The sequence below is a fragment of the Paenibacillus sp. 79R4 genome, assembly GCF_013393165.1.
GTDB lineage: Bacteria > Bacillota > Bacilli > Paenibacillales > Paenibacillaceae > Fontibacillus.
On sequence record NZ_QJOT01000005.1, the window covers coordinates 68,092 to 94,341 of the forward strand.

At 47.9% G+C, this 26,250-nt stretch carries 19 protein-coding genes; 8 read left to right on the forward strand and 11 right to left on the reverse strand.

Translation table 11 applies throughout. The features are described from left to right. Nucleotides 1-32 precede the first annotated feature (32 nt). The 5 genes from DMN77_RS08370 to DMN77_RS08390 all read right to left on the reverse strand — a co-directional run bounded on the left by DMN77_RS08370 (nucleotide 33) and on the right by DMN77_RS08390 (nucleotide 7,250). Nucleotides 33-1,808 (reverse strand): cache domain-containing sensor histidine kinase, encoded by a 1,776-nt coding sequence (locus DMN77_RS08370; protein WP_068779887.1) that lies wholly within the window; start codon nucleotides 1,806-1,808, stop codon nucleotides 33-35. A 15-nt stretch (nucleotides 1,809-1,823) separates the two neighbouring features. Continuing rightward, a complete protein-coding gene (locus tag DMN77_RS08375) occupies nucleotides 1,824-3,422 on the reverse strand; it encodes a response regulator (RefSeq protein WP_068779886.1) in 1,599 nt (532 codons plus the stop codon). 147 nt (nucleotides 3,423-3,569) lie between these two features. Continuing rightward, a complete protein-coding gene (locus DMN77_RS08380; RefSeq protein WP_068779885.1) occupies nucleotides 3,570-5,246 on the reverse strand; it encodes an extracellular solute-binding protein in 1,677 nt (558 codons plus the stop codon). A gap of 117 nt (nucleotides 5,247-5,363) precedes the next feature. Continuing rightward, nucleotides 5,364-6,257 (reverse strand): carbohydrate ABC transporter permease, encoded by an 894-nt coding sequence (locus tag DMN77_RS08385; protein ID WP_068779884.1) that lies wholly within the window; start codon nucleotides 6,255-6,257, stop codon nucleotides 5,364-5,366. A gap of 30 nt (nucleotides 6,258-6,287) precedes the next feature. Further along, nucleotides 6,288-7,250: an ABC transporter permease gene (locus tag DMN77_RS08390; protein WP_068779883.1), complete on the reverse strand. Its 963-nt coding sequence runs from the start codon at nucleotides 7,248-7,250 to the stop codon at nucleotides 6,288-6,290. 385 nt (nucleotides 7,251-7,635) lie between these two features. Between DMN77_RS08390 and DMN77_RS08395 the strand changes: the two genes are divergently transcribed. Both DMN77_RS08395 and DMN77_RS08400 read left to right on the forward strand, forming a co-directional pair. Beyond that, entirely contained in the window at nucleotides 7,636-9,003 is a 1,368-nt protein-coding gene (locus DMN77_RS08395; RefSeq protein WP_256872302.1) for an amino acid permease, read from the forward strand. Nucleotides 9,004-9,160: 157 nt separating this feature from the next. After that, nucleotides 9,161-11,419: an alpha/beta hydrolase family protein gene (locus tag DMN77_RS08400; RefSeq protein ID WP_179014423.1), complete on the forward strand. Its 2,259-nt coding sequence runs from the start codon at nucleotides 9,161-9,163 to the stop codon at nucleotides 11,417-11,419. 134 nt (nucleotides 11,420-11,553) lie between these two features. Here DMN77_RS08400 and DMN77_RS08405 read toward each other — a convergent pair whose 3' ends face one another. Then, nucleotides 11,554-12,105 (reverse strand): GbsR/MarR family transcriptional regulator, encoded by a 552-nt coding sequence (locus tag DMN77_RS08405; RefSeq protein WP_068779881.1) that lies wholly within the window; start codon nucleotides 12,103-12,105, stop codon nucleotides 11,554-11,556. A gap of 369 nt (nucleotides 12,106-12,474) precedes the next feature. Here DMN77_RS08405 and DMN77_RS08410 point away from each other — a divergent pair, with 369 nt between their 5' ends. The 4 genes from DMN77_RS08410 to DMN77_RS08425 all read left to right on the forward strand — a co-directional run bounded on the left by DMN77_RS08410 (nucleotide 12,475) and on the right by DMN77_RS08425 (nucleotide 15,997). Beyond that, complete coding sequence (locus tag DMN77_RS08410) at nucleotides 12,475-13,695, forward strand: quaternary amine ABC transporter ATP-binding protein (RefSeq protein ID WP_179014425.1); 1,221 nt, start codon at nucleotides 12,475-12,477, stop codon at nucleotides 13,693-13,695. Beyond that, nucleotides 13,688-14,530 carry an ABC transporter permease gene (locus tag DMN77_RS08415; RefSeq protein ID WP_179014426.1) on the forward strand — a complete coding sequence of 281 codons (843 nt, stop codon included), beginning with the start codon at nucleotides 13,688-13,690 and terminating at the stop codon, nucleotides 14,528-14,530. The genes DMN77_RS08410 and DMN77_RS08415 overlap by 8 nt, the downstream gene beginning before the upstream one ends. A 2-nt stretch (nucleotides 14,531-14,532) precedes the next feature. Then, nucleotides 14,533-15,450 (forward strand): glycine betaine ABC transporter substrate-binding protein, encoded by a 918-nt coding sequence (locus DMN77_RS08420; protein ID WP_068779879.1) that lies wholly within the window; start codon nucleotides 14,533-14,535, stop codon nucleotides 15,448-15,450. Between the two features lie 319 nt (nucleotides 15,451-15,769). Continuing rightward, nucleotides 15,770-15,997, forward strand: coding sequence for a hypothetical protein (locus DMN77_RS08425; protein ID WP_068779878.1), 228 nt, complete (start codon nucleotides 15,770-15,772; stop codon nucleotides 15,995-15,997). 198 nt (nucleotides 15,998-16,195) lie between these two features. Here the strand turns inward: DMN77_RS08425 and DMN77_RS08430 are convergent, their stop codons facing one another. Both DMN77_RS08430 and DMN77_RS08435 read right to left on the reverse strand, forming a co-directional pair. Next, nucleotides 16,196-19,504 (reverse strand): ABC transporter permease, encoded by a 3,309-nt coding sequence (locus tag DMN77_RS08430; protein WP_179014428.1) that lies wholly within the window; start codon nucleotides 19,502-19,504, stop codon nucleotides 16,196-16,198. A gap of 13 nt (nucleotides 19,505-19,517) precedes the next feature. Then, on the reverse strand, nucleotides 19,518-20,219 hold the full coding sequence (locus tag DMN77_RS08435) for an ABC transporter ATP-binding protein (protein WP_068779876.1): 702 nt from the start codon (nucleotides 20,217-20,219) through the stop codon (nucleotides 19,518-19,520). A 205-nt stretch (nucleotides 20,220-20,424) separates the two neighbouring features. On the opposite strand from DMN77_RS08435, the gene ybaK reads away from it, so the two are divergent. Together ybaK and DMN77_RS08445 are read left to right on the forward strand one after the other, a co-directional pair. Beyond that, a complete protein-coding gene (gene ybaK / locus DMN77_RS08440) occupies nucleotides 20,425-20,898 on the forward strand; it encodes a Cys-tRNA(Pro) deacylase (RefSeq protein WP_218652903.1) in 474 nt (157 codons plus the stop codon). Between the two features lie 242 nt (nucleotides 20,899-21,140). Further along, a complete protein-coding gene (locus DMN77_RS08445) occupies nucleotides 21,141-21,449 on the forward strand; it encodes a hypothetical protein (protein ID WP_068779874.1) in 309 nt (102 codons plus the stop codon). Nucleotides 21,450-21,510: 61 nt separating this feature from the next. Here DMN77_RS08445 and DMN77_RS24125 read toward each other — a convergent pair whose 3' ends face one another. From DMN77_RS24125 to groES, 3 genes are all read right to left on the reverse strand, one after another. Next, the gene (locus DMN77_RS24125; RefSeq protein WP_179014657.1) at nucleotides 21,511-23,538 is read right to left on the reverse strand and encodes a glycosyl hydrolase family 18 protein; all 2,028 of its coding nucleotides are present in this window, start codon (nucleotides 23,536-23,538) and stop codon (nucleotides 21,511-21,513) included. A 607-nt stretch (nucleotides 23,539-24,145) separates the two neighbouring features. Continuing rightward, nucleotides 24,146-25,774, reverse strand: coding sequence for a chaperonin GroEL (gene groL, locus DMN77_RS08455; protein ID WP_068779873.1), 1,629 nt, complete (start codon nucleotides 25,772-25,774; stop codon nucleotides 24,146-24,148). Nucleotides 25,775-25,833: 59 nt separating this feature from the next. Continuing rightward, nucleotides 25,834-26,115: a co-chaperone GroES gene (gene groES, locus DMN77_RS08460; RefSeq protein WP_068779872.1), complete on the reverse strand. Its 282-nt coding sequence runs from the start codon at nucleotides 26,113-26,115 to the stop codon at nucleotides 25,834-25,836. Between the last annotated feature and the right edge of the window lie 135 nt (nucleotides 26,116-26,250).

A 26,250-nucleotide genomic window follows, 5' to 3' on the forward strand; every position in this document is an offset into this window, starting at 1 on the left:
TCCCGAATTTCAGGTTCTGAAGCTCTACCTATCTATGTTTTATCGCTCTCTCTGGCAGGAATCACGATCTGCACAGTCGTGCCGATCCCGCGTCCGCTGCCGATGGTAACCCCGTACTCACTGCCAAAATGAAGCTGAATTCTACTGTGCACATTGCGAATCCCGAAGCCGGTGTTGAGCCCTTCAATCGGATCAAAAATCTGTCTAATCCGCTCTGCTGACATCCCTATTCCATTATCGATAATTTTGAATATGATCTGTTTCCCTTCAAGCCGGCCGACGATGCGAATATGTAAAGAATCCCCCATCCGGGCATGCTCGAATGCATTCTCTATAAAAGGCTGTAGTATCAATTTGATCGTCTCATATTTCCCGATCGCCGGATCAATATCATAACCAATCGTTACCGCATCTCCGAATTTCGTCTTCTGGATGCTCATATACGCCTCCGCCTGCTCTAGCTCGCTGCGGACGGGAATCAAGGTTCTCCCTTCATTCAAGGACAGTCGGTAGAACTTGGCCAGGTCGAGTACCATTTGCTGCAGTTTGTCGATCTGACCGAACTTGGCCAACCTGCTGATGGATGACAAAGTATTATACAGAAAATGCGGGTTAATCTGTGCTTGCAGCGATTCCAGCTCGGCCTCTTTCTTCTCGATCTGGGTCACATAGACTTCCTCGATCAGATGATTAATATTTTGGCCCATCTCATTTAAGGCCGAAGCGATCTCGGAAAATTCATCCTTCCCATGATATCCCATCCGCTTATGCAATTCGCCTTCCCGATAGGCGTTCAGTACAGACACGACCTTATTCATCCGAATCGAGAAGTAGCGTGAAATAAACATGCCGGCAAAAGTAAATACAACCAGACAGAGCAGGCAAATCGCAATGATGAACATTTTCACCCGGGCCGAGTCGCGCTCCATGACTGTCATCGGCACGTAAGCGACCAGTTCCCAATTTTGTTTGCCGACATTGTCTTTAATGACCAGGTAATTATTTTTATCTACCGTTCCGTTCACATGATCGATCATATCCGGCATTTGACCAGAGAGATACATGATATTCCCGTTCTCATCCCGGATTAGAAGTGCGCCGCCATCACCAATCTTCGTATAATCCACTGCCTGGAACAGCTCCTGCTTGCGCACGCTGAATCGCATGAATCCAACTTCCTTCAGGTTTAACGGACTTTTCATATCAACCAGACGCCTGAGCAATGAAATTCGGCCCAGCTCATAGTCGCGCTCCACCTTCTGCCAGACCATTGTCTGCCCCATTTTCTCCTCTGGAAAACTGCGATGCCAGTTTTTGTCCTCTATGCGGTCCAGATGATATAAGTTATAGGTCTTAATTCGCTCCAAGAGGTCCGGGTTTTCATTATCAAAAGAACCGTTGTATTTTTCCGGAAGTGTATCGTTATCCAGAAATATGTACATAGCAATATTGAGTCCCGTCGCATTTAGCGCAATATCGAATTTGGGCATGATGATTTTTGTAATCCGCTCATGGTTGTCCCATCCCATCTTATAGCTCCTGAGCTCGGTGATTAACGAATAATCGTAGTACAACATATTAGAGATACGTTCCACATCAGCCATTTTATATTCAATGTTATCTTTGATCTGGGTGATTGTTCCCTGAATGTTATTCCTCGTCTGCTTGCGGATCGATTCCTGGTACATCGTATGCGAGAAATAACCGATCGCTATGACCGGTATAATGATAAAGACCATATATGTCAACATCAGCTTATACCCAAAGGGGATAAACTTCATAGTTCTCTGCAATTTTGGGGCTGGCATAGTCACCCTCCGTCATCATTCTCGTTTGCGGTATTCAGCCGGTGTCATTCCGAAGGTCTCTTTGAACTGCTTGCTGAAATAGGGGATGTAACGATACCCAACCTGATCGGCAACCTCATAGATTTTGAGCGTCGGGTCCTTCAACAGCTCGCGCGCCCGCTCCATGCGCATCGTGATAAGCACCTCACTGAAGCTCTTGCCCACTTCTTCCTTAAATAAATACCCTAAATAGTTCGGGGAGAATGAAAATTGCTGGGCGATGTCCTTTAAGGTGATATTCTCATGCAGCCGCCCTTTGACGATCTTCATAATCTCCCGAATAAGTCTGCTGTTCTTGGATGCTTCCTTCTGATGTATCATTTCGGAAATTTCGAATACACGCCTGATGAGCCAGGAGCGAATATCCTCCATCATTTCGAACTTCAGTACGACATCAAGACTGTCCAACTCCATCCCCAGCATCTCGAACAGATCCTCATCCAGAGTATGCAGATACTGGTCCAACTTAAAAATGATATAGGTAGCCAGATTGTAGATTGTGAACTTGGATCGCAATGTGGAGACCGACAGAAATAAATTATCAATCTCATCATGAATTCTGACCAGATCGTATGTAACCATCGCCTTGAACAGCGCATCGAGCCGTATGTCGAGCGTTCTGGCATCTCTAAGCTCCGGCGCCTTACGGACATCCTCATACCTGATTAACTGGCCACGCCCGAAGAACATCTTGCCGTCCAGCGCTTCAAGCGCCTGCTTATAGGAAAGCGATAATTGAAAAATATTTTCGACCATGCCGCCCAAGCCTATCGTTACGGGTACAGCCAGTTCATGGTTCAGGGCAGTGCGCATTTGTTCCATGCTTCGCTCCAATAGCGGTCTGTGAAGCACGGCTGCCAGCCGGTTCCGCGACAGTTTGCACCAATGCATTCCCTGATCCTGAATAACCTCTTGCAGTTGCTGCAGACTTTGATCCGAGAAAGAGTGAACGGTGACGGCAGACTCATGCCCCCTGTTCCGTTCATTCGGGATGGACTTCAGATTCAGTTCATCGATCTCCAGTACCGATACACATAGCGGAGCTTCGAGATAATCCAGCCCATAGGCTGAGACCAGCCTCTTCATCTGCTCGTTCGTCCCCAAGACCGGCTCGCCTTCAAGCAGACGGAATAGCAGATCATTCTTGGCCATGGGCTTCAAATGCTGGTACTGCTCCTCGGTCTCCTTGCGCCGCGTCTCCTCCATAAGCTCCTGTATAATGCTCTTTAGCGAAGCGATCAATTCATTATCATCCATCGGCTTGAGCACATAGCTGCAGGCTTTCAGCGACAGAGCCTGCTTTACATAGTGAAAATCCTGATAACCGCTTACAAAAATAATCCGAATATTCGCGCTCTTCTGGATCGCAATTCTAGCCAGCTCAAGACCGGACATATTCGGCATATTTACATCAGTGACCAAAATATCTATCTTCTGCTGTTCCAGCACTTCGCAAGCGGAAAATCCGTTGCTTACTGCCGCAACAACTTCAAGCCCCAGCTCAGACCAGGGGATAAACTGCTTCATACCTTCCAGATCCAGCATTTCATCATCAGCCAACAACACTTTATACATGCTGACAACGCCTCCCGAGTGTTGGTTGTATATTCCAGTATACTCTGTCCAATTCTTCCTGAATAGATATCCTTATGTATCAGATCAATGGGATACGACAAATTGGCAAAGAAGGGACCCTATAATGAGTCCCTTCCAAAGTTTTAATTAGTTGCCGTTAATAACTGCTTTATTCTCATTCCATTTATTTACGTAATAAGCAAGCACTTTGTCAAAGCCGGCAGACATCGTATCTTCATACGCTTTGTCCAGAAGCGCGAGCACTTCATCGTCGGTCTTCGCGTACAAGGTTTGCGCCCTAACCTGAAGCCAGATATCACGCGCACGCTGGTAAGCGATACCTTCCTCAGAATCCGGCATTGGCGACATATTTACGAATTGCGTGGCATCGCCCTGAGTCTTCCATGTAATTTGGTACTGCCAGTATGTTGCCCAGTTCCGCTCATCTTCGGCTAATGTCGATTCGTATTTCCCCTTCGTATCGTCGGCAAACACGGTGTTGCCTACCCACATAATCGGGTCCATGTCCGTCTGATACTTCGTCAACTGATCTCTTTGCGTTACATACTTCTCAGTAAATTTAGGCGTGTATCCATCTTCCTCATAGCCTTGCCAGTACTCCCCTTCAAGACCCCAGAATTGAAGCGTTGTACCTTCAGGACCGGTCCACCAATCCAGGAATGCAAATACAGCTTCCGGATTTTTTGCACTGGTCGTAATTACAGCGGCGTTCCAGCCCAATTTATTGTAAGTCCCCGGATAGATCTTGTTCTTATCGAGTCCTTCTTTGTGAATCGGCCATACCATGAAATAACCGTCTTGCGGATCTTTCTTTCTCAGTTCTGCGTCAGCGGTCATCGCGTATACAGTAGGGTTAGCAGATGCATACACAGCCACACGGCCGTTAATCAGCTTCTCATCCACCTGGTCGCGTGTTTGAGTCATCGCATCTTGCGTCATCAAGCCTTCACGGAACAATTTTGCAGCATATACTACAGATTCACGGAACGGTTCATCCTTATAGATCGACTTCATGTTATCTCCGTCCGGTACAGCGTAGAATCTAGTAAAGGTAAAGTTATCTTCCTTAAATGCGGAGTAAATTTGATCCAGACCATGTCCTTCAGCAGCCAGGTCGGTCTCGAACGGAACTACGTTAGGGAATTTCTCCTTAACTTGCTTCAAATAAGCATACAGATCATCGGTAGTCTCCAGCTTAGGCTCGCCAAGCTCTTTATAGATTTTCTTATTCACTACCCAGCCTGCGTTCCCGTTCGGGCGATTTGTATACCAGTTCGGGAATTGATACAGCTTGCCATCCGGAGAGCGGAGCATCTTGAGCGCTACCGGATCGATCCATTTCTTCAAGTTCGGATATTTATCGATATAATCATCCAGCGGTACGAGCAAGCCAGCTTCGCGCAAACGTTCTACGTCCGCACCACGCTCACCCCAAATGATGTCGGGAAGTTCACCAGAAGCAATCATAGTGTTCAGCTTTTGTGCAGTGTTGCCTCCGTTGGGAATCTCGGTAACAGTTACTTTCTTGTTCTCCTGTACCCACTTGGTTGTAGGTTCCTCGCCCCACTTCGGCATCGTATACCAATCGTAATTACCGTACAAGGTAATGTTCAGCGGTTCCTTGCCCAGTTCATAAAGACCTGAACCATCACCCTGAGCATTGTTCTGCTCCTGTGTATTGCCCGCGTTAGAACTGTTAGGTTCCTGTGCGGTATTACCGCCTTTGCCGGAACAACCTGCAAGCAACGCCACAATCATCAGCACCGACAAGACATTGACGATCAGCTTACTCCTTTTCTTCATACGCTGTTTCTTCCCCTTTCAAACACTTAATTTTATTTATGTTTAAAGCTAGCGCTCTAAACCCCGTCCGAGGCGATGTTTATTATAACATCCGGATTGCTGTTGAAATCTGGAAGCCTACTCTTTCAAAGAACCTACCAGTACGCCCTTCACAAAATACTTCTGAACGAACGGATATACACAGATGATCGGAAGGGTCGCAACCATCATAGTAGCCATTGACAACGATTTGCTCGTTACGGTCTTGGCTTTTTGCATATGAGCAATTGATGCGGAGTCCAGATTCGCTGCTTGCTCACTGACGATATTAGATAGCAAAATCTGTCTTAGTATCGTCTGGATCGGATACAGCTTCTGATCCGAGATATAGATCCCGGCCAAGAACCACTCATTCCAGTGTGCTACTGCAGTAAACAAGGCTAGCGTTGCAATGACCGGGCCTGACAAAGGAAGTACAATCCGGAAGAAGGTCCCCCAGTTGCCGCAGCCGTCGATCTTGGCCGATTCCTCAAGACCGTTAGGCAGGCCGAGGAAGAAGGTTCGGAAGATGATCATATTCCATACCCCGATCAAGCCTGGAATGATAAACACCCAGAAGGAGTTCATCAAGCCGATGTTGCGAATCAGCATGAAGGTAGGAATCAACCCGCCCCCGAAGTACATCGTAATAATACACATAACCATATAGTATTTACGGCCCATCAGCTCGCGCTTCGACATCCCGTAAGCGAATATTGCGGTGCAAAGAATCGATGAGAGGGTCCCAATAACCGTACGTGATACGGAGACTATAAAACCGCTCATCAACCGATCGTCCTTGAACACGACTTTATAGTTCTCAAAAGTGAATACTCTAGGCCAGATTGTAATTCCGCCTTTGGAGGTATCCAACCCCTGGTTGAATGATACGGCCAGGGCGTTCAAGAATGGATATAACGTACTTATTGCGAACAAGATTAAAAATGTATAAATGCATATGACCATTATGCGGTCCCCAAGGCTATCGCGCATGTCCCAATTCCTCCTCTGATCGTGTGCCTTTTACCATAGGCTGTTGCCGCTCCGCCTGGCTACGAAGTTCGCCATTGTGAGCAAGCCGACGCTTATCACTGCCTTAAACACGCCAACAGCAGTCGCATAAGAATAACGGTAGTTGTTAATACCGACCCGAACGACATAAGTATCAAGCACATCAGATACATCGCGAATTGCCGGATTCGCAGCCAGGATCAAAATATCTTCAAAGCCTGCGCTAAGCAAATTACCGATAGCCAGAATCATAAAGATCGAGACAACTGGCATTATTGACGGAAGCGTAATCAAATAGATCTGCTTAAAGCGGCTTGCACCGTCGATGGACGCGGCTTCATAAGTATGGGGATCTACCCCAGCAATCGCGGCCAGATATACAATGGAGCCAAATCCAATTTCTTTCCACACGTTCGTCGTTACGAGAATTCCCCAGAAGTACTCAGGGAGCGATAAGAAGTTAATCGGCTTATCGATTAAATTCAGCTTCTCCAGCAGCATGTTGACGCTGCCGCCATCTACCGCCAGCAAGGAGCCAACCAAGCCGCCGAGGATAACCCAGGACATAAAGTGCGGTAAGTAGGTGATGGTCTGTACAACGCGCTTGAACGCCATCTTTCTTACTTCATTCAGAATCAATGCCAAAAAGATCGGTGCCGGAAATCCAATTAAAAATTTGAGAAAGCTGATTACGATCGTGTTGCGCATGACCGTTCCAAATTCAGGTGAGTGGAAGAAATAAACAAAGTGCTTCATGCCCACCCAAGGACTGCTTGAAAAGCTATGTCCGATCTTGTAATCCTGAAAAGCAATCAAGATCCCATACATCGGAATATAACTAAAAATAAAGATTAAGATTAAAGCGGGTATAACCATTAGCTGCAGATCCAGCTGCTTATAAAACCGGACAAGCCCCGCCTTAAACTTTCCCTTTGGCTCAGACTTGATGGTCTGATTCACGGAAAGCTGTGCCATGACTAGTTCCTCCCCAATATCATTCTCCGTCTACATTTCATTTTAGAGAATGGTGAAACCGTTTACTACCTGACCAATCAACGAAATGTGATACTTATCAACAAGAAAAATAATACTTATCAATAAGCCCGCAGCAGAGTCCCCCAGCACCCCGATTGATGAGGAATTTAAAATAAAAAACAGCCTTATCCTCACACCGTGAGGAAAGGCTGCCCTTCTATAATGAAATATAAGACTCGATTTTAACTACTCCACCACGAATGATTTTGGAACACCATACTTTTTGGAATACTTCACAAGAGTTATATCACTTTCTACACACCGCGATTTATTGTATGATGGGACTCGATATATTTTTTCATTACATCACCTGGGAGGACTCTCATTGAACAACGCAAATAACAAAGAACCATCATCCTTGCAGAAGAAGCTGCTTCCGCGCCATATTAGCTTTATGGCCATGGGCGGCGTAATCGGCACAGGAATATTTAAAGGAAGTGCCGAGACGGTTGGTATCGCAGGCCCGGGGGTTATTTTCTCTTATATCTTCGCAGGGCTTCTGCTCCTCGTCGTGATGAGCGCGATCGCTGAAATGGCAACGATTTATAAAGGAAGAAATATGAAGGAATTTATACGCGAGGCATTCGGGGAACGCTTCTCTTTTGTCATTGGCTGGTTATATTGCTTCATGTGGCTGTCGGTATGCGTCATTGAGATCATCGCCGCCGGGAGCTTCCTGCAATACTGGATGCCGGAGGTTCCCCTCTGGCTGTTGAGCCTGGCCTGCGCTGCGTTCATTATTGTCATTAATACGATGAGTGTTGGCGGCTATGGAGAATTTGAATTTTGGCTGGCCGGCATCAAGATTGCCATGATTATTGTCTTTATTGTGCTTGGAGCCTGTATTCTGTTTGGCCTTATCCCCGGCTCAAGCGCGCCGATGCTGCAAAACTTCACCGGGAATGGCGGCTTCTTCCCTAACGGCTGGACTGCCATTTTCTCTGCACTACTGGTCGTCATGTTCTCTTATGGCGGTTCAGAACTGATCGGATTAACGCTGTCGGAGACGCAGGATGCTGAGAAGGTACTGCCTCGTGTCGTAAAAAGCTTCATCTTAAGAGTGATTTTGTTCTATACGCTGCCCATTCTTATCATTTGCGGGTTAGTTCCGTGGAATAGTCTGAATGAGCATACAAGTCCATTCGTACAGGTACTGACTTCTGCCGGATTGCAAGGCGCGGCTCACCTTATTAATTTCATTCTCATTACCGCAGTTTTGTCCGCAGCAAATTCCGGAATTTACGGAGCAACGCGAATGCTGCATTCAATGGCCAAGGATGGAGAAGCTCCTGCCGCACTCGGCCTCCTGTCCAAGAAAGGCGTTCCCATCAACAGTCTCAAGCTGAGCGGAATCGTACTAATCGCTGGCTCCATGATCGCTTATCTTACGCAGGAAGGGCTGTTTAGACTACTGATGGCCGTACCGGGCTTTGTCGTAATTCTCGTATGGATCAGCATCTGTATGGCCCAGTTCAAGCTGAGAAGAACCTATCCGCATGAACCTGGCTTCAAGGTATGGGGGTATCCTTATATCACGCTGATCACCATTTTCTGTCTGTCCTTGATCGCGCTTATGTTCATATTCGATGCCCAAAATCGTATCAGCATCGGGGTATGCCTGGGAGTACTGTTTATTCTGATCATCTATTCCTTCCTGAAGTTCAGAACCAGCAACAAAAGGACAAGCAGTTAAAGAAATGGCAATCTCGGCTCCATTACTTCAATCGGTTTTCTTATCAGAAGGGACTTTAAGACAACCTCTATAAAATGGAAGTATTTGAACTCATTTCTCCTTTGGAACTCCCGGACTAAAAATGTTACAATAATGTCATCTAAGGACGGGAGAAAATATGGATTTACAAATACAAACTCAATTTTCCTTACGGAAACCGACGCTTCGTTCAAGAATGATGCGCCGCATCCGGCGGACGTATCAATATGACACTCGCTTCTGGAGAATAAGCATTGCCGGTCCTTGGGGAGCCGGCATGTTCGCTTTTGCCCTTGCTGCATTGGGCCTGCCGACCGGCCTTGGCCTGGGGCTGGATCTGCTGTTGTTCCTCTTCACAGCAACAGTAGGGATGTTCTTCGTCGCTCATACGATCGCTGTTCTGCTGTCCCTAATCGGATTGCCGGTGCCGCGTCTATTTATCGGTACCGTGCTATTCGATCTTGGAGCCGCCTACTTTATTTTCGATAATGACGAGTCCTTCAAAATCTCTATTATTGTGGCCGCGATCCTCACGTTAATCGGTGTGATCGCCGGGCTGATAACCGGATTACTCTTCAAGCTTTATAACGGCAGCCGGACAGGAAGCCACCTTAGAACCGGAATGAAAATCATCGGGGCCCTCAGTATATGTATCGTAATCGGGTTGGTCGTTAGCGGAAGCACTAAATCGATCCAAAGCGTTGCCGATTTAGATCAGTCCATGGACAATCCGGCGGAGCCTGGAACCTATGCCGTTACTACCTTTAATTACGGTAGTGGGAAGGATATTTGGCAGCCAGAGTTCGGTGCAAAGACAGACTTGATCTCTCAATCCGTTGATGCCAGCGCCTACATTACGAATTGGTCCAAATATCGCACGATGTATCTCCGGTATGATGAGAAGGCTCTGCCGCTAAATGGCCGCGTCTGGATGCCCGAGGGCAGCAGCGATGAGTCTTACCCGCTTATTCTTATCGTTCATGGCAACCATTTGATGGAGGATTATTCGGACGCCGGCTACGCCTATCTGGGGGAGCTGCTTGCCAGTCGGGGGTTTATTGCGGTATCTGTCGATGAGAATTTTCTGAATTACTCCGCTTGGACGGGAATCCCTAATAACGATATGAAGGTAAGGGCCTGGGTGCTGCTGAAGCATCTGCAGCAGATCCATACCTTCGCCCAGTCTCCAGGTACGCCCTTCTTCGGCAAAGTTGATATGAGCCGGATCGGTCTGATCGGCCATTCACGCGGTGGGCAAGCGATCGCGATGGCGGTGGATTATGCAAGCTGGTTCAAATCCGATGCTACTCTCGACAGCGTGAAGGAATTCAATATCAGGGCGTTGGCCGCTATTGCTCCCACCGACAAGAAGGTTGACGGCATAAATGCTAAATTGAAGGATATCAACTACTTGACCATTCAAGGAGCTAATGATGGCGATGTCAGTGATTTCGATGGAGATCGCCAGTACAATCGCTCTTCCTTCACTAAGGGAACGGATTTCTTCAAAGCTTCTTTATATGTACAGGGAGCGAACCACAGCCAATTCAATACGGACTGGGGATTGCGCGATATCAGCTTTCCATCGGGTATTTTATTAAATAGGGATCAATTCCTAAGTGGTGTTAACCAGAGAATGATTGCTAAATTGTATATATCCGCCTTCATGGAGACATCGCTGCATGAGGAGACCAGGTATATGCCATTATTCCGCGATTTCCGCGAAGCTCTTCCCTTGATGCCGGAGACAACCTATATCAATCAGTATGAAGATGGCCATTTCACGATGTGGACGCGGTTTGAGGAGGATTCGAACCGACAGAGCCTGCCGAAGAACGGGACTGCGGAAGGCGAGAATATCCTTTGGCGTGAAGTAGAAACAAAAAACCGCGGGAAATCGAATAAAGGCGATCACGCTTTAATCCTGGAGAGAACTCAGCCTGGCCAAGAGGAATCTGTCTATCGTATGAGTTGGCCATACCAAGCGCCGCAGCCGACCGAAGGACCGCCCGAGCTGCTCTCCTTCGCCTTGGCGGATCAGCGTAGAGAGTTGGATGAAATAGAAGAGCAGGACAATCCGAAGACGGACCATTTTTCAATAGAGATCGAGCTTATGGACGGAAACGGCATGAAGTCGCGTTTGCCTCTATCTCAGTTTCGGGAATTACCCGCTTTATCAGAAGTGCAATTTACACTTCATCCCTGGCTTGAGCTCCATATGTCTGATGGCAAATATAACAATCCGACCGAAGCGATATTTCAGACCTACCAGCTGCCAATAGCTGAATTTGTAGACGCCAATCCCGAGTTTGCTCCCGACCAAGGCATTAAGTCGCTCTCATTCATACTCATAGGTGACCGGGGCAAAATTATGCTCGACGATATCGGTGTGTATTGATTTTATTGTTAGATATCCCTATGTATAACAAATATAGCCTCTACCTGGTCAAAATCGCTTATAATCAAGCGTTCCACACAGGTGAGGCTATCTTAATGCGTCCTTCAGACCCTTTAAATTCGATAAGAACAATTTTACTCCTCTTTGGGTACCAGATCGTAAATATCGCCGTTCTCCATCGCATCGATCAGACGATCAAGCCAGCTATAGTATTTAACTGCCTCATTCATCTTGTGTATATCCTCCTCAAGGACAGTTTGTAATTCCGGATCCATATCCTCCGTTAAATACTTGTTCATTTCCTTGATGGAACGCTTAAGCACCAGAATATTTCCCTCGACCGCCTTGCGCCATTTGATCGCGAAGAAGTCGGTAAACGTCTGATACCAGTCATACTCCACTTCATATAAGTCCTTGCGAGATCCTTTCTCCCACACTTTATTAACCATCTTCATATCGAGCAAGGTTCTTACTCCTGTACTCATGCTCGTCTTGCTCATTTTCATTCCCATTCCCATCTCATCAAGGGTCATCGGTTTATTAGCAAAAAAGAGCAACCCATACAGATGTCCCGTTGATAACGGAATTCCATACAGATTCATATTTCTTCCTATCGCTTCAATAACCCGCTTACGCACGTTAAGTACCGCCGTTTGTTGTTCCGGGCTGAGCTGGTCCAAGCTCATGCTTGCAACCTCCTATCGTTCCGATCAAGCTATCTTGGTGTAATACAATTTCCTAAACCTTCAGCATTTATAATGATATTTTTATCTTAAGAAAAGGATGCCCAAAAGTAAAGCAGCGAATCATACCGCAATTTTAAGCATAAGGGAGGATTCGTAAGATTCTATTCGTTCAGTTTTTTCTGTACGTTCTATACGTACGGATATTATCTTTGATTAATTTCCTATCCTTTTGTTACACTATAGAACAGCTAAGCACGCCACATCGCAACATTTTAACTTTATGTTCAAATAAATAGTTACGAATTACAGAAAGCTGCAAAGAACTCGTGAACTCAGCGAACTGTTAGCGGAACTTGAAGAGGTGAGTATATGGAACAAAATATTTTGGAAATTAGAAAGCTGAGCAAACTGTTCGGTCCTAATGCGGAACAAGGCGTTCGGCTGCTTGAGCAAGGCTATAACAAAGAGAAACTGGCCAAAGAAAAAGGAATCACCGTTGGGGTCAACCAAATGAGTCTCAGCGTCCATAAGGGAGAAATATTCGTTATTATGGGCCTGTCCGGCAGCGGCAAGTCGACGCTCGTCCGGATGCTGAATCGGCTCATAGAACCTACTGCAGGAGAGATCCTGCTGCATGGTCAAGATTTGCTGAAGATGAACAAAACCCAGTTAAGAGAAGTGCGGCGCAAGAAGATTACGATGGTCTTCCAGAAATTTGCACTATTCCCCCACCGCACAGTATTGCACAACGTGGAATATGGCCTTGATATCCAGAAAGTTAATAAGGAAGAACGCAAGCAGAAAGCCATGCAAGCGTTAGAGCTTGTGGGGCTCAAAGGCTGGGAAGACAAATTGCCTGATCAGTTAAGCGGTGGCATGCAGCAGCGGGTCGGTCTGGCTAGAGCATTAGCCAATGATCCGGAAATCCTGCTTATGGATGAAGCGTTTAGCGCACTTGATCCATTAATTCGCCGCGATATGCAGGATGAACTGCTTGAGCTGCAGGAGAAAATGAAGAAGACGATCATCTTCATTACCCATGACCTGGACGAAGCGCTGCGGCTTGGGGATCGAATTGCCCTCATGAAGGATGGAGCGCTCGTACAGCTTGGGACGCCGGAAGAGATGCTGACACAGCCGGCCGACCGTTATGTTGAACGCTTTATTGAAGACGTGGATCTATCGAAAGTCATTACGGCATCACGGGTTATGCGGCGTCCTGAGACGGTTGCCCTTGATCGCGGTCCTCGGGTCGCGCTTCAGTTAATGCGTGAACGAGGAATTTCCAACCTGTTCGTCATCGATCGCGGCAAGCGGCTGCTCGGCGTAATTACCGCCGAAGATGCCTCCAGAGCATTGAAGGCGGGACAAGGATTACAGGACATTCTGATTACCGACGGTCCGCGGGTTTCGCCAGATACCCTGCTTGGCGATCTGTTCGAGGTGACAAGCTCGGCCAAAGTGCCGCTTGCGGTCGTAGCGGATGACGATCGATTGCTTGGCGTTATCGTACGCGGGGCCGTACTGGGAGCGCTGGCCGGTGGGCTTAGCGATGAAATTAGCGTATTGGAGGTGAAGGACAATGGATAATATTCCAAAAATACCGATTGCGGATTGGATTGAAAGTATCGTCGATTGGATGGGGACAGCGCTAGGCGGATTTTTCGACGGTCTGGCAACGGTCATCGAATGGTTCGTTAATCTATTCTCCGATCTGTTCCTTCTTCCGCATCCTCTGTTATTTATCGCTATTTTAAGCGTCCTTGCCTATCTCATTGGTCGATGGCCGCTAACACTCTTTACAGCGATCGGATTTCTGTTAATTGATAATCTCGGCTATTGGACAGAAACGATGAACACGCTGGGCCTTGTTATTACTTCAGGACTGATCTCGATTCTAATCGGGATTCCGATCGGTATTTGGAGCGCCTACAGCAAGACGACGCATCGGATCGTATTCCCGCTGCTCGACTTCATGCAGACGATGCCAGCCTTCGTCTACTTGCTTCCGGCAGTTACCTTCTTCAGTCTGGGGGTCGTTCCTGGGGTTATTGCCTCGGTAATTTTCGCCATTCCGCCAACGATTCGCCTGACGACACTGGGAATCCAGCAAGTATCCGGCGAGCTCTCCGAGGCGGCAGATGCCTTCGGCTCGACTTCTTGGCAGAAGCTGTTCAAGGTGGAATTGCCGCTTGCCATGCCGACGATGATGACCGGCGTCAATCAGACTATTATGCTCTCGCTCTCGATGGTCGTCATCGCTTCCATGATTGGCGCTCAAGGGATCGGCGCAACGGTCTATCGCGCTGTCACTCAATTGAAGATTGGCCAGGGCTTTGAGGCCGGGCTTGCTGTCGTCATTCTGGCGATCGTACTGGATCGGTTCACTCAAGGCCTGTTCAAAACTAAAAAAAGGGGAGAATAACTATGAAATTATCGAAGAAACTTTTGCTTATCGGTGGTCTTGCCTCTGTGCTCGCGCTGTCCGCTTGCGGTCAAGCTGCTAACAAAAATGGGAATAACAACACATCCGGAAATGGTGAAGCAACTTCCGTCGGGAAGCAGGTCAATTACCAAATTATCGGCATTGATCCCGGCGCAGGAATTATGAAAGCCACAGATGAAGCGATCAAGCAATATGATCTGAAGGATTGGAAGTTGGTCGAAGGATCAAGCGCGGCCATGACTGCGATGCTGGATAAGTCGATTAAGAAGAAAGAACCGATCATTATTACCGGTTGGACACCACACTGGATGTTCTCTAAGTATGATCTTAAATTCCTCGATGATTCGAAGAAAGTCTACGGGGATGCAGAAGAAATTCATACCATCGCCCGCAAAGGCTTGAAGGAAGATCAGCCGGTAGCTTATGAATTCCTTAACCGCTTTGAATGGACCTCAGATGAAATGGGCGAGATCATGTCTGCGATCCAGGACGGCAAAGACCCTGAAGCTGCAGCCAAGGAGTGGGCAGACAGCCATAGCGACCGTGTTGATTCCTGGACCCAAGATCTGACTCCGGCAAATGGGGATCCGCTGAAATTAAGTTATGTGGCCTGGGATTCTGAAATCGCCAGCACAAACCTGTTGAAATACGTGCTTGAGAGCAAGCTTGGCTATAAAGTTACGGCACTTCAGGTTGAAGCTGGACCGATGTGGACAGGGGTGGCCAGCGGTGATGTAGATGCGATGGCAGCGGCATGGCTCCCATTAACTCACGCCGATTATTGGGCCAAGTATAAAGACCAGGTTGAAGATCTCGGCGCTAACATGACCGGAGTTCGTACCGGACTAGTTGTTCCCTCCTATGTAGACATCACGACCATTGAAGATTTGAACAAATAATAAGGGGATTCTAGACTTTGATCAATCCGAGAAAGTCCCTGAAACAAGAGGAAACCATCCCAAACACGGGATGGTTTCTTTGTGTATTTATATATAATGAAGAAGAGGGAGTATCATTACTGTACCATTGCATCCTTAATAGAACCTTACTGCAACCTGAAAATTAAATTAAAAAAATTCAAATCATGGAAAATCCCCATGCATCAGGGTACTTGCCGTTACTGATAGCCGCTCTTCTCATACTTTATTAAGAGGTAATTTCAAAAGGTCTGGATAAGGCATTTGAACAGCCTTTTAAAGAAGGAGGGGAAAACGCTTGATGGAAGCCTATTATAACTGTATGCGCTGTAAGAACAAGCGTGTCCGCATCTTGACCGTGGACAGACAGCATTATGTTGGAACGATTGTCGATGTTGATTACAATAACGTCTATCTACGTGTTGATAGAGGTTGCGAAGTGAAAACCTCCGCATTCTATCCCGGCGCCTATGGTGCCGATATATTAACCTTGAGCCTGTTCACACTGCTTGCTATCGCTTTAATATAATTGTCCGCATTCGCACTGAAGGCCCTGCTATGAGCAGGGCCTTCACACATATATCATTTATGGGGTACCTTTATGCTACCTCTCCAACCTTAGAATTGGCTTAAAAGAAAATGAGAATACGATAAATAATTGATTATCATTTGGTTAAACTTATAGAAAAATCCCCTCTCTTTTTTATAAAGTGAGGGGATTTTATTTCTATTCGACTGATTTTAGGGCTTCGATCATATCGATATGCTTCAGCTTGTAATGCATCGTGACCATCACGATTCCTGAGAACAGCAGAGTCAGCACTGCCGCATAGCCATAGCTGAACCAATGTACCGTAGGGCTGAACATCATCACATCGACTTCCGCCGTCTTCAATACGAAACGATGCAGAACGATGCCGAGGAGATCCCCGGCTATAATGCCGAGAACCGTCAGGATCATATTCTCACGATAAATATACATCGTGACCTCCTGGTCATAGAAACCCAGCACCTTGATCGTCGATAGCTCGCGAATCCGCTCGGACACATTGATATTGGTCAGATTATAGAGCACAACGAAGGCCAACGCAGCGGCTGAGATAATCAATACAATGACGACCACATTCATACTGTCCATCGTATCTTTGAACGATCCACTGACCCCGCTTGTGAAGCTGACCATAGCTACCCGTTCATTGGCCGTCAATTGTTCGCCGAACTGATCCTCGAACGAGGGCTCAGAATTGCTGTAATTAATCAACTCCACATTCGGCTTTGGCTGCTTGCCGAAAATGCTCTCATAATAATTAGGCGTCATATAGGCATAGTGCATCGTATAGTTCTCAGTAATGCCCGCTACCTTCAATTCGAAGGAATCATTACTGTTATTCTGAATGACCAGCTTACTGCCGATATGCAGATTGAACAACTTAGCCAGCTTCTCCGTAACAATCGCTCCGTCATCCGGCAAATTCAGGATTTGCTTCTGTCCCCGCTCCCTTAACACCACAAAATCAGAAAAATGCTCTGTGGATTCCGGAATGAATAGATGAATATCCTGGCTATTCACACCTTTACGAACGGCCTGCATCGCTTCCTGGGACACATTAAGCGTGCCTGTAATCCCTGGTGTGTCTTCGATAAGCTTATGATAGGATACTTCCCCAGCAGGACTGGTGTCCTCTTTAAAGACGACAGCCGCATTATATTTCATGATCTTGCCATACTGCAGCGGAGCGATATCACGGATAGAGTCTTTGAGTCCGAATCCGGTCAGTATAAGCGCTGTACAACCCGCTACGCCGCACACCGTCATGAACATTCGCTGTTTATAGCGGAACAGATTTCGCGCTGTCACTTTGCCAGTAAAATTGAGCTGCCGCCATATTAGCGGAATCCGCTCCAGGAAGATGCGCGACCCGCTCTTAGGAGCTTTCGGACGCATCAGCACGGCTGCGCCGCTACGCAGCTCGACGCGCGCCGCCGTGAAGGCCGTTACCGTCGTACATAACACAGCTACGATCAAGGACATCAGACTATAGCTGAGATAGAAATTAAGCTTCACCTCCGGCAAATTGTACAATGAGCCGTACGCATTATAGATGATCGTTGGAAATAGTGTAAAACCCACTGCAAGACCCGAGCCTGTTGCCAATACGCTTGCAAGCGTACCGTAGACGAGAAACTTCCTCATGATATCGCCATTACTGTAGCCTAATGCTTTTAACGTTCCGATTTGCAATCTCTGCTCCTCGACCATTCGCGTCATCGTCGTCAAACTGACCAAGGCGGCAATAAGGAAGAAAAAGACCGGAAATGCTTTGGCAATCGAGGCCAGCCTCTCGGCATTATCCTCAAACTCGGTATAACCGGGATTGGAGTCACGATCCAGCACGTAGACCTTGGGCAGCTTCAGTTCATCCAGCTTCTGCTGTCCTTTGGACAGCTCGCGCTCACCATCAGCGATCTTCGCATCAGCATCCTGCTTCTCTTCACGGTAGGTGCGAAGGCCCTCCTCATAATCGCGACGCCCCTGATCCAGATCGGCCTTCGCTTTGGCTAGTTTGGCCTCTCCTTCTTGCTTGGCTTTGGCCAGTTCTTCCTTCCCCTGCTTCCAGTCCAGCTCGCCTTGCTCCAGCTTCTTCTCCGCGGCCTTCAGCTGAGCAGCCCCGGATTCAAGCTCCTGCTCCTTGGAATTCAGCTCCTGCTCCGCCGCTGACAGCTTCTGTTCAGCCTCGTTCAGGCCCTGCTCGAATGCGCCTGCCGCTTGTTTCAATGCAGCGGCGTCCACCTCACCCGCCATATATCCGGCGACGACCTGTCCTAGGGCAGAATCGGCCGCTTTGGCGCCAGCCACCAGTTGATCCCGCTGCGACTGCGGAATGCTGTCTGGAGGAACGGCAGCGATCTGCTGTAGTGACGCGGCAAGCTCTCGTCCACCCGCCAGCTTCGGCTGGAGCTCTTTCTTCTGATCATTCAATTGTTCCCGAGCTTCCTCCAGCTTCGTCTGGCCGGAGCTTATTTTCTGCTTATTCTGGGCCAGCTCAGCACGGCCTTGCTCAAGCTGCCTGGCCGCTTGATCCAGCTTATCCTGGCCTTTGGCCAGCTCGGATTGCAGCTTGTCCACACCTTCCTGATAGCTGAGCTCCCCTTCATCCAGCTTAAGCTTGGCATCGCTAAGCTTCTTCTCGGCATCTGCAAGCTGCTGCTTGGCGTCAGCGATTTTCTGCTTCGCTTCATCCAGCTTGGCCTGCCCTTCCTCGCGCACCTCGCTGAGACGCTCCTCCGGCATTCCTGTCAGCGCCTGCTCAACCGCCTTCGTATGCGCTTCGATCCGATCGGCATATTCATCCGAATAGGAGCGAAATCCCGCACTATCCTTGAAGGTTATATAGGCTTCTGTATACACAGACATATTGAAATCCTGCTCAGAAATCACAGCGAATACATCGGTCGTCCCTTTGCCAATTTGACTTGTCCCTCGTCCAATCGTATTAATGTACTGCGGACTTTGTACAAAGCCGACCACCTTATAGCTCAGCGTATGAAATGTATCCTGCAAATCAACTTCAGTATCCGGGTTCGTAAAGGTAATCGTATCACCCAACTTGTAATGCTTCGTCTTCCCGCTCTTATCAAGCGCAATTTCCCCCGAAGCTTCAGGCAATCTTCCTTGGGTGATGAGATAACGATTGAGCGTATCATCTGATCGATAAGAGCGAATACTCGCGATCAGACCGCTATCGTCCAGAAATACATCCGAGCTGTAGCCCGGCTGGACGGTTTCTACCTCAGACACTTTCTTTAACGTATTGATATCGGCTGACTTCAACCCGTATGTTGTCTGGACTTTTACATCCATCAAATGGAACTGCTCGTAATATTGCTCAGCTGTATCCAGCATATCCGGTCCGGTTGCCTTGATCCCTACGAAGAAACCGACACCGAGCATGATGATCGCAAAGATCGACAGAAACCTCGCCTTTGTTCGCCATATTTCCCGGAAAATATCTTTCCATAGCGCTTTTTTCTGCATGCTGTACAGCTCCTTACCACTCAATGTCGTCTACAGAGATCGGATTCGGGTTCATGACCATTTTGCGCACTTTGGCATTGTTAATTTCAATGATCCGATTCGCCATTGGCGCGATCGCTGAGTTATGCGTAATAACAATTACTGTCGTTCCTGTATTGCGGCAAGTATCCTGCAGCAGCTTCAGCACCTGCTTGCCTGTATTGTAATCGAGCGCGCCCGTAGGTTCATCGCATAAAAGCAGCTTGGGCTGCTTCGCCAATGCCCTGGCAATCGCCACCCGCTGCTGCTCTCCACCGGAGAGCTGGGCCGGAAAGTTGTTGAGCCGTTCGCCAAGCCCGACATTACGCAGCACCTGCTCGGCATCAAGAGCTCGAGGAGAGATTTGCGCTGCCAGCTCCACATTTTCCTTGGTCGTCAAGTTCGGTACTAGATTATAAAATTGAAACACAAAGCCGACATCATTGCGACGATAGCCAGTAAGTTCTTTACGATTCAACTTGGCGATATCGGTCCCGTCTACAAGCACCTGGCCTTCATCAGCCGTATCCATCCCACCGAGAATATTCAGCACGGTTGATTTTCCGGCGCCGCTGGGGCCGACAATAACCGCAAATTCACCCTTTTCGATCTCAAAATTGATGCCGTCATTGGCAACAATCGTCGTCTCGCCCATTTGGTAACGCTTGTACTCATCCTTGATCACTACGAATGCCATATGCCCACTCCCCTTATCATCCTAACGAAGCGATCGATAACGCCGATTCTCGTATATCTATCTCTAGATCCAGTGTATCATAATCGACTATGTGAATAAAAATTCATGAAAGGAGGACTACTTTCCCCTATTACAGCAAGATTTGGTATGATAATAGGACAGTATACTCACAAAACAAGGAACTCAAAAATGCATAAGGTGATAAATGATGGAGTTTAAGACAAATGTCATGAGAATCTTGGACAAGCTAAAGATGGAATATAGCAGTTATAGCTACGCGGGTACGGATGCGGTTAGTGGTACCGAGGTGGCCGTGACTTTGGGGCAGAACCCGAATCAAGTATTCAAGACCTTGGTCACCATGGGAAAGTCGAAGAAATACTACGTATTTATGATCCCGGTTGCCAAGGAGCTTGAATTGAAAAAAGCCGCGCATGCGGTTGGGGAGAAATCGATTGAGATGATCAAATCGAAGGATTTGCTGCCGATTACCGGATATATTCACGGAGGCTGCTCCCCGATCGGTATGAAGAAGAACTTCACCACGACGATCGATGAATCAGCCGCCGCTTATTCAACGATTATTTTCAGCGCAGGCAAAATTGGCTATCAGGTCGAACTAAGCCTGGAGGATTTACAAAGAGCCATTTCCATTCAATTAGGAGATGTTTCACAATAAGTTGTCTTTATTCAACAAGTTTTCAGCACCGAGAAGGTTGGATGAAACCAAGGCATGAGGAGCGGAGCGTACGATAGCTTGTACTTAAGCCCCTATGAGATTTCCGTAGAAGATCACCTTACAGGCGCTCATTGAGACACCCTATCAAAGGCCGTAACAAAGCTTAGACAGGTCGAATTAATATCAAAGGCCGGGATCGGCCTGAAGGTGCAAGCCTTTGATGAAATCTGAGAGAACATCCAATGGGCAAAGTAAAAACCATGGGTACAGGCAAGTATATTCCTGAGCATAATGTAGATTCTGCAAAGCTGGATCAGGTGCTGCAGCTGACGAGGGGATGTGCGGAGAGAAAGTCGGGCATCAAAACCCGTTATTACGCCAAGGGAGAACCTGCTTCATCTATGGGCGCGAAGGCAGCTCTGCAAGCGCTGAGCGATGCTTCGCTGGAGCTGGATCAGATCGATGCGATTGTCTGCGCAAGCGGTACGATGGAGCAGCCGATTCCGTGCACAGCAGCCCTGATCCGAATATTCGACCGCAGCCGGATTTAAACAAGAAGGGCTTTCCTCAGCAAGCAGGTTTCTGCTTCCGGGAAAGCCCTGGCTTTATTGGTTAATGCGGCAAGTCATTGGAGACGACGGACTGCAAGGTACGGTTTCTGTCTGCGTTTAATTCCCAGAACATCGCGCCGCGTAATCCTTTGGTTTTGATAAACTCATTTTTCAGATGGACCGATTGCTCGTCATCATACGTAATGAAGATTTTCGTAGAAGGGTTGTAGAGGAATGGAGTCTGCGTCACACTGTTCCAATAGCGGGTGTAGCCTTGGCCAGCTATGGTATATCTTCCGGTGGAATCCGCGGATAGAAGGCCGGTGTTCTGCATATAGGCAAAGTCATATGTTGAGCCGTCGGAGCCACCCGTGGCTTCACCGCTACAGCTTTGATACAATCCATTGTTATTGGGACCTGCATTGCAGCCTTTCCAGCCATAGCCATAGAATGGTTCGCCGATGGTTAACTTATTGGCAGGAAGACCTTTATTCAAGTAATTGGTTACTGTGGAATTGATGTTGAATTGGCTATTTCCATTTGTATTGGCCGGGTCGTTATATAATGGCGATACGATGCCGCTGGCAGCATCCCATGGACCATAGTAGTCATAGGTCATGATGTTAATCCAGTCCAAATACTGTGCGGCATTAGACAGCCAGTTGCTGGTGCCGCCTGCATCGGCCAGGAAGCTGGAGTTCGCGCTGGAAGCAATCGTAATATAGTAGTGCTTGCCATCTTGCTGCCCGGCTGTATCCAGGGCTTGACGCAGCGTCTGCAAAAGCAGGACGTAGTTCGCTTTGTCAGCTGTACGTTGGCATGTTTGACCCGATGCGCAAGGTACACCGATACTGTTCGGGTATTCCCAGTCGATATCGATGCCATCGAATTGGTACTGACGCAGGAAGTTGACGGCAGAGGTCGCGAAGTTGCCTCTGGTCACCGGGTCATTCGCAGTGTTGGAGAATTGGTTGGACCAGGTCCATCCGCCAACAGAGGCGAACAGCTTAAGATTGGGGTTGGTGTTTTTAAGCTGTCTCATCTTCACCAATTGGTTATACCCGCCATCGGCGGTACCGTCGGTAAATGAATCCCCAAGCACAATTGAACCGTTTGGCGCATTATTGACAGTGCCGTCACCGTTTTGACAGGTCCATGTGTTGGGATTGGGATTATCGGGACTCTGGGAAGGGTTGCCGTGCCTTCCATTCCAGCAAATATCAAGGAAAGCATAGTTGATCACAGTTACTTTTGAAGAGTCGATATTGGAGGGGGTAAAGGATGGTGAATCGTAAGCAGCCCAGCTTGGGAAATAACCAATGATCTCATATTGGGTTGAATTCTGAGGAAGGGTTGTAACGGTGAGCGCATTACTAGCAGTGGATACATTACCTGCTGCATCTTTTGCTTTCACAGTAAAAGTGTAGGAGGTGTTCGCGGTTAAGCCTGTTACTGTGTAAAAAGTTGTGTTCGAAGAGCCAGCCAGCGTCGTGCCATTATAAATATCGTAGCCGGCAACGCCGATGTTGTCTGTCGAGGCAGTCCAGCTTAGGGATACCGAGCTTGTAGTAACTGTAGGTGCAGTTAGATTATTAGGGGCTGTTGGCGGCTCTGTGTCCACAACAGGCGCTCCTGTCGTGACGTTAACTGGCGCGCTGGCAGCTGACACGTTGCCGGCAGCATCTTTCGCTTTGACAGTGAACGTGTAGGCTGTACTGGCGCTTAATCCTGTAACCGTATAGGAAGTCGTTGCTGAAGAACCGGCCACGGCAGAACCGTTGTACACATCATAACCCGTAACACCCACATTATCCGTTGAAGCCGTCCAAGTTAATGTAACGGTACTGCTCGTCACGTTGCTCGCTATTACATCGGCTGGCGCCGTTGGCGGCTGTGTATCCGCAGGGGATGATTGTTTGCTCCAAAGCGCCGGAACATTTGGCGGTTCCCATCCCACGAGGGAGGTATGTCCTTGTACGCATTGATAAGTATCTGTCCCGTAGGTGACGATATCACCCGTTTGATAAGTAGTATTAGGCTCCCATGGGGCAGCGCCCAAGGCGGTTAACGGCACGGTTGTGAATGCCATGATGATAACAAGAAGCAGGATAGCACTAACTTTTTTGACTTTTCTCAATTCTGATCACACTCCGCTTAGATTGGTTGATGGTTTGTCAGACCCGGGAGTACGTGACATCTCTCCTTTCATAAGAAATCTATGTAATCGCATTCCAAAATTACCGGAATGATAGAAGACACCCGATGATTAGAATGCGAAATTACAAGCTGCTTGGGTTTTGGAGTTGATCAGTACCTATGAATCCATGGATGTAAGCAGCAAGGTAGAAATTCATGCACTCGCGGCTCACTGGGTCGTAGATATCTGATAAACGGAATAAAGTGGATAAACCTCGAATGGAATTTGTGATTGCCTGGCGGAAGGAAGGCAAAGCTGAGTCAAATCGGGGAAATCAAGAGTAAGGATCATTCAGTTCAATCGTTGTAACACGAAACTAAATATATGCACAGGGGGAAGAGAGTATGAACCCCATAACTAAAACAGTATACAAAAAGGCCCCTCATAAGTTCGAAGAACTTATGAGGGGCCTCTCATTTAAACCATGCAATTAAATCGTGAAGCATCCAGTGCTTCATATTTCAGGAAACCCTTGATGCATAAGGCTATGTTGGCCTGATTACATCATGCCGCCCATTCCACCCATGCCGCCCATGTCAGGAGCAGCTGGTGCAGCCGGTTCCGGCTTATCAGCCACTACCGCTTCAGTAGTCAGGAACAGACCTGCTACGGATGCTGCATATTGCAGTGCGGAACGCGTTACCTTCGCAGGGTCAACGATACCTGCGTCGAACATGTTCACCCATTCGCCTGTTGCTGCGTTGTAGCCTACGCCTACTTCTTCCTTCTTCAGCCGTTCTACAATCACGGAGCCTTCTTCACCCGCATTCGCCGCGATTGTGCGAACCGGCTCTTCCAGTGCGCGCAGCACGATGCTTGCGCCTGTCTTCTCGTCGCCGCTCAGGTCAAGTGCTGCGACTGCGTTATATACGTTCACGAGCGCTACGCCACCGCCCGATACGATCCCTTCTTCAACCGCTGCGCGAGTTGCGTTCAGGGCGTCCTCGATGCGAAGCTTGCGTTCTTTCAATTCCGTTTCTGTAGCTGCGCCAACTTTGATCACCGCTACGCCGCCAGCCAGTTTAGCCAGACGCTCTTGCAGTTTCTCCTTGTCGAACTCGGAAGTCGTCTCTTCCAGCTGCGCACGGATTTGGTTCACACGAGCATCGATATCCGCTTTGTCGCCGCTGCCGTCCACGATCGTTGTGTTCTCTTTCGTAACGATCACTTGGCGTGCACTACCCAATTGGTCGATGGTTGTGCTCTTCAGATCCAGGCCGAGCTTCTCGGTGATCACTTGGCCGCCAGTCAGAGCAGCGATATCCTGCAGCATCGCTTCACGACGATCGCCAAAGCCAGGTGCCTTAACCGCTACCGCATTGAACGTGCCGCGCAGTTTGTTCACGATCAGCATCGCTTGTGCTTCGCCTTCGAGGTCTTCGGCGATTACAAGCAGCGGTCTGGATTGTTGTACGATCTTCTCAAGCAACGGCAAGATTTCTTGCGTGCTGCTGATCTTCTTGTCGGTGATCAAGATATAGGGATTGTCGAGGACAGCTTCCATTTTATCGGTATCTGTGATCATGTATGGAGATACATAGCCGCGGTCGAATTGCATGCCTTCTACCACTTCAAGCTCCGTCAAGAAACCGCGGGATTCCTCAACTGTGATAACACCGTCTTTACCCACTTTTTCCATCGCTTCTGCGATTTGTTCGCCGATTTCTTCGTCAGCGGCAGAGATCGCAGCTACTTGAGCGATCGATTGCTTACCTTCAATCGACTTGGAGATCTTTTGCAGCTCTTCAACCGCTACTTTTACCGCTTTGTCGATCCCTTTGCGCAGACCGATGGGGCTGGCGCCTGCCGTTACGTTCTTCAAGCCTTCACGAATCAACGCTTGCGCAAGAACGGTGGCTGTGGTCGTACCGTCACCGGCTACATCGTTGGTCTTCGTCGCTACTTCCTTAACGAGCTGAGCACCCATGTTCTCAAATGCATCTTCCAGTTCGATCTCTTTTGCGATCGTTACACCGTCATTGGTGATCAACGGGCTGCCGAATTTCTTCTCCAACACTACGTTGCGGCCTTTTGGACCAAGTGTTACTTTTACTGCATCTGCCAAAGTATCTACACCACGTAGCATTGCGCGACGTGCTTCTTCACTAAATTTAATTACTTTTGCCATCGTTACGATTCCTCCTTAAGGATATTAAAGCGTGACCGATTTGATCGAGAAACGGCCTGTTAACCGACAATCGCGTGAATGTCGCTTTCCTTCATGATCAAATATTCTTTGCCTTCATATTTCACTTCAGTACCCGCATATTTAGAGAACAACACGCGGTCGCCTTCCTTCACTTCAAGAGGAATACGAACCCCATCCTTCAATGCGCCGCTGCCTACGGCTACGACTTTGCCTTCTTGCGGCTTTTCCTTCGCTGTATCTGGAAGCACGATGCCGAAAGCCGTCGTTTCTTCTTGTTCAATTGGTTCTACCAATACACGTTCACCTAATGGTCTAATCATGAGAAATAGCCTCCTTATTAATATGTTGTAATGAAATCATAGACATATTCTTCTATGTATTAGCACTCGACATATTCAAGTGCTAATAACCAATATTATGATACTCAAATTAGGGACAAATTTCAAGTTCCTGAT

What these genes read in the sequence shown, in the direction of transcription:
- DMN77_RS08370 (WP_068779887.1), bottom strand. Translation starts at nt 1,808, where the DNA reads ATGCCAGCCCCAAAATTGCAGAGAACTATGAAGTTTATCCCCTTTGGG.
- DMN77_RS08375 (WP_068779886.1), bottom strand. Translation starts at nt 3,422, where the DNA reads ATGTATAAAGTGTTGTTGGCTGATGATGAAATGCTGGATCTGGAAGGT.
- DMN77_RS08380 (WP_068779885.1), bottom strand. Translation starts at nt 5,246, where the DNA reads ATGAAGAAAAGGAGTAAGCTGATCGTCAATGTCTTGTCGGTGCTGATG.
- DMN77_RS08385 (WP_068779884.1), bottom strand. Translation starts at nt 6,257, where the DNA reads ATGCGCGATAGCCTTGGGGACCGCATAATGGTCATATGCATTTATACA.
- DMN77_RS08390 (WP_068779883.1), bottom strand. Translation starts at nt 7,250, where the DNA reads ATGGCACAGCTTTCCGTGAATCAGACCATCAAGTCTGAGCCAAAGGGA.
- DMN77_RS08400 (WP_179014423.1), top strand. Translation starts at nt 9,161, where the DNA reads ATGGATTTACAAATACAAACTCAATTTTCCTTACGGAAACCGACGCTT.
- DMN77_RS08405 (WP_068779881.1), bottom strand. Translation starts at nt 12,105, where the DNA reads ATGAGCTTGGACCAGCTCAGCCCGGAACAACAAACGGCGGTACTTAAC.
- DMN77_RS08410 (WP_179014425.1), top strand. Translation starts at nt 12,475, where the DNA reads ATGGAACAAAATATTTTGGAAATTAGAAAGCTGAGCAAACTGTTCGGT.
- DMN77_RS08415 (WP_179014426.1), top strand. Translation starts at nt 13,688, where the DNA reads ATGGATAATATTCCAAAAATACCGATTGCGGATTGGATTGAAAGTATC.
- DMN77_RS08420 (WP_068779879.1), top strand. Translation starts at nt 14,533, where the DNA reads ATGAAATTATCGAAGAAACTTTTGCTTATCGGTGGTCTTGCCTCTGTG.
- DMN77_RS08425 (WP_068779878.1), top strand. Translation starts at nt 15,770, where the DNA reads ATGGAAGCCTATTATAACTGTATGCGCTGTAAGAACAAGCGTGTCCGC.
- DMN77_RS08430 (WP_179014428.1), bottom strand. Translation starts at nt 19,504, where the DNA reads ATGCAGAAAAAAGCGCTATGGAAAGATATTTTCCGGGAAATATGGCGA.
- DMN77_RS08435 (WP_068779876.1), bottom strand. Translation starts at nt 20,219, where the DNA reads ATGGCATTCGTAGTGATCAAGGATGAGTACAAGCGTTACCAAATGGGC.
- ybaK (WP_218652903.1), top strand. Translation starts at nt 20,425, where the DNA reads ATGATGGAGTTTAAGACAAATGTCATGAGAATCTTGGACAAGCTAAAG.
- DMN77_RS08445 (WP_068779874.1), top strand. Translation starts at nt 21,141, where the DNA reads ATGGGCAAAGTAAAAACCATGGGTACAGGCAAGTATATTCCTGAGCAT.
- DMN77_RS24125 (WP_179014657.1), bottom strand. Translation starts at nt 23,538, where the DNA reads ATGGCATTCACAACCGTGCCGTTAACCGCCTTGGGCGCTGCCCCATGG.
- groL (WP_068779873.1), bottom strand. Translation starts at nt 25,774, where the DNA reads ATGGCAAAAGTAATTAAATTTAGTGAAGAAGCACGTCGCGCAATGCTA.
- groES (WP_068779872.1), bottom strand. Translation starts at nt 26,115, where the DNA reads ATGATTAGACCATTAGGTGAACGTGTATTGGTAGAACCAATTGAACAA.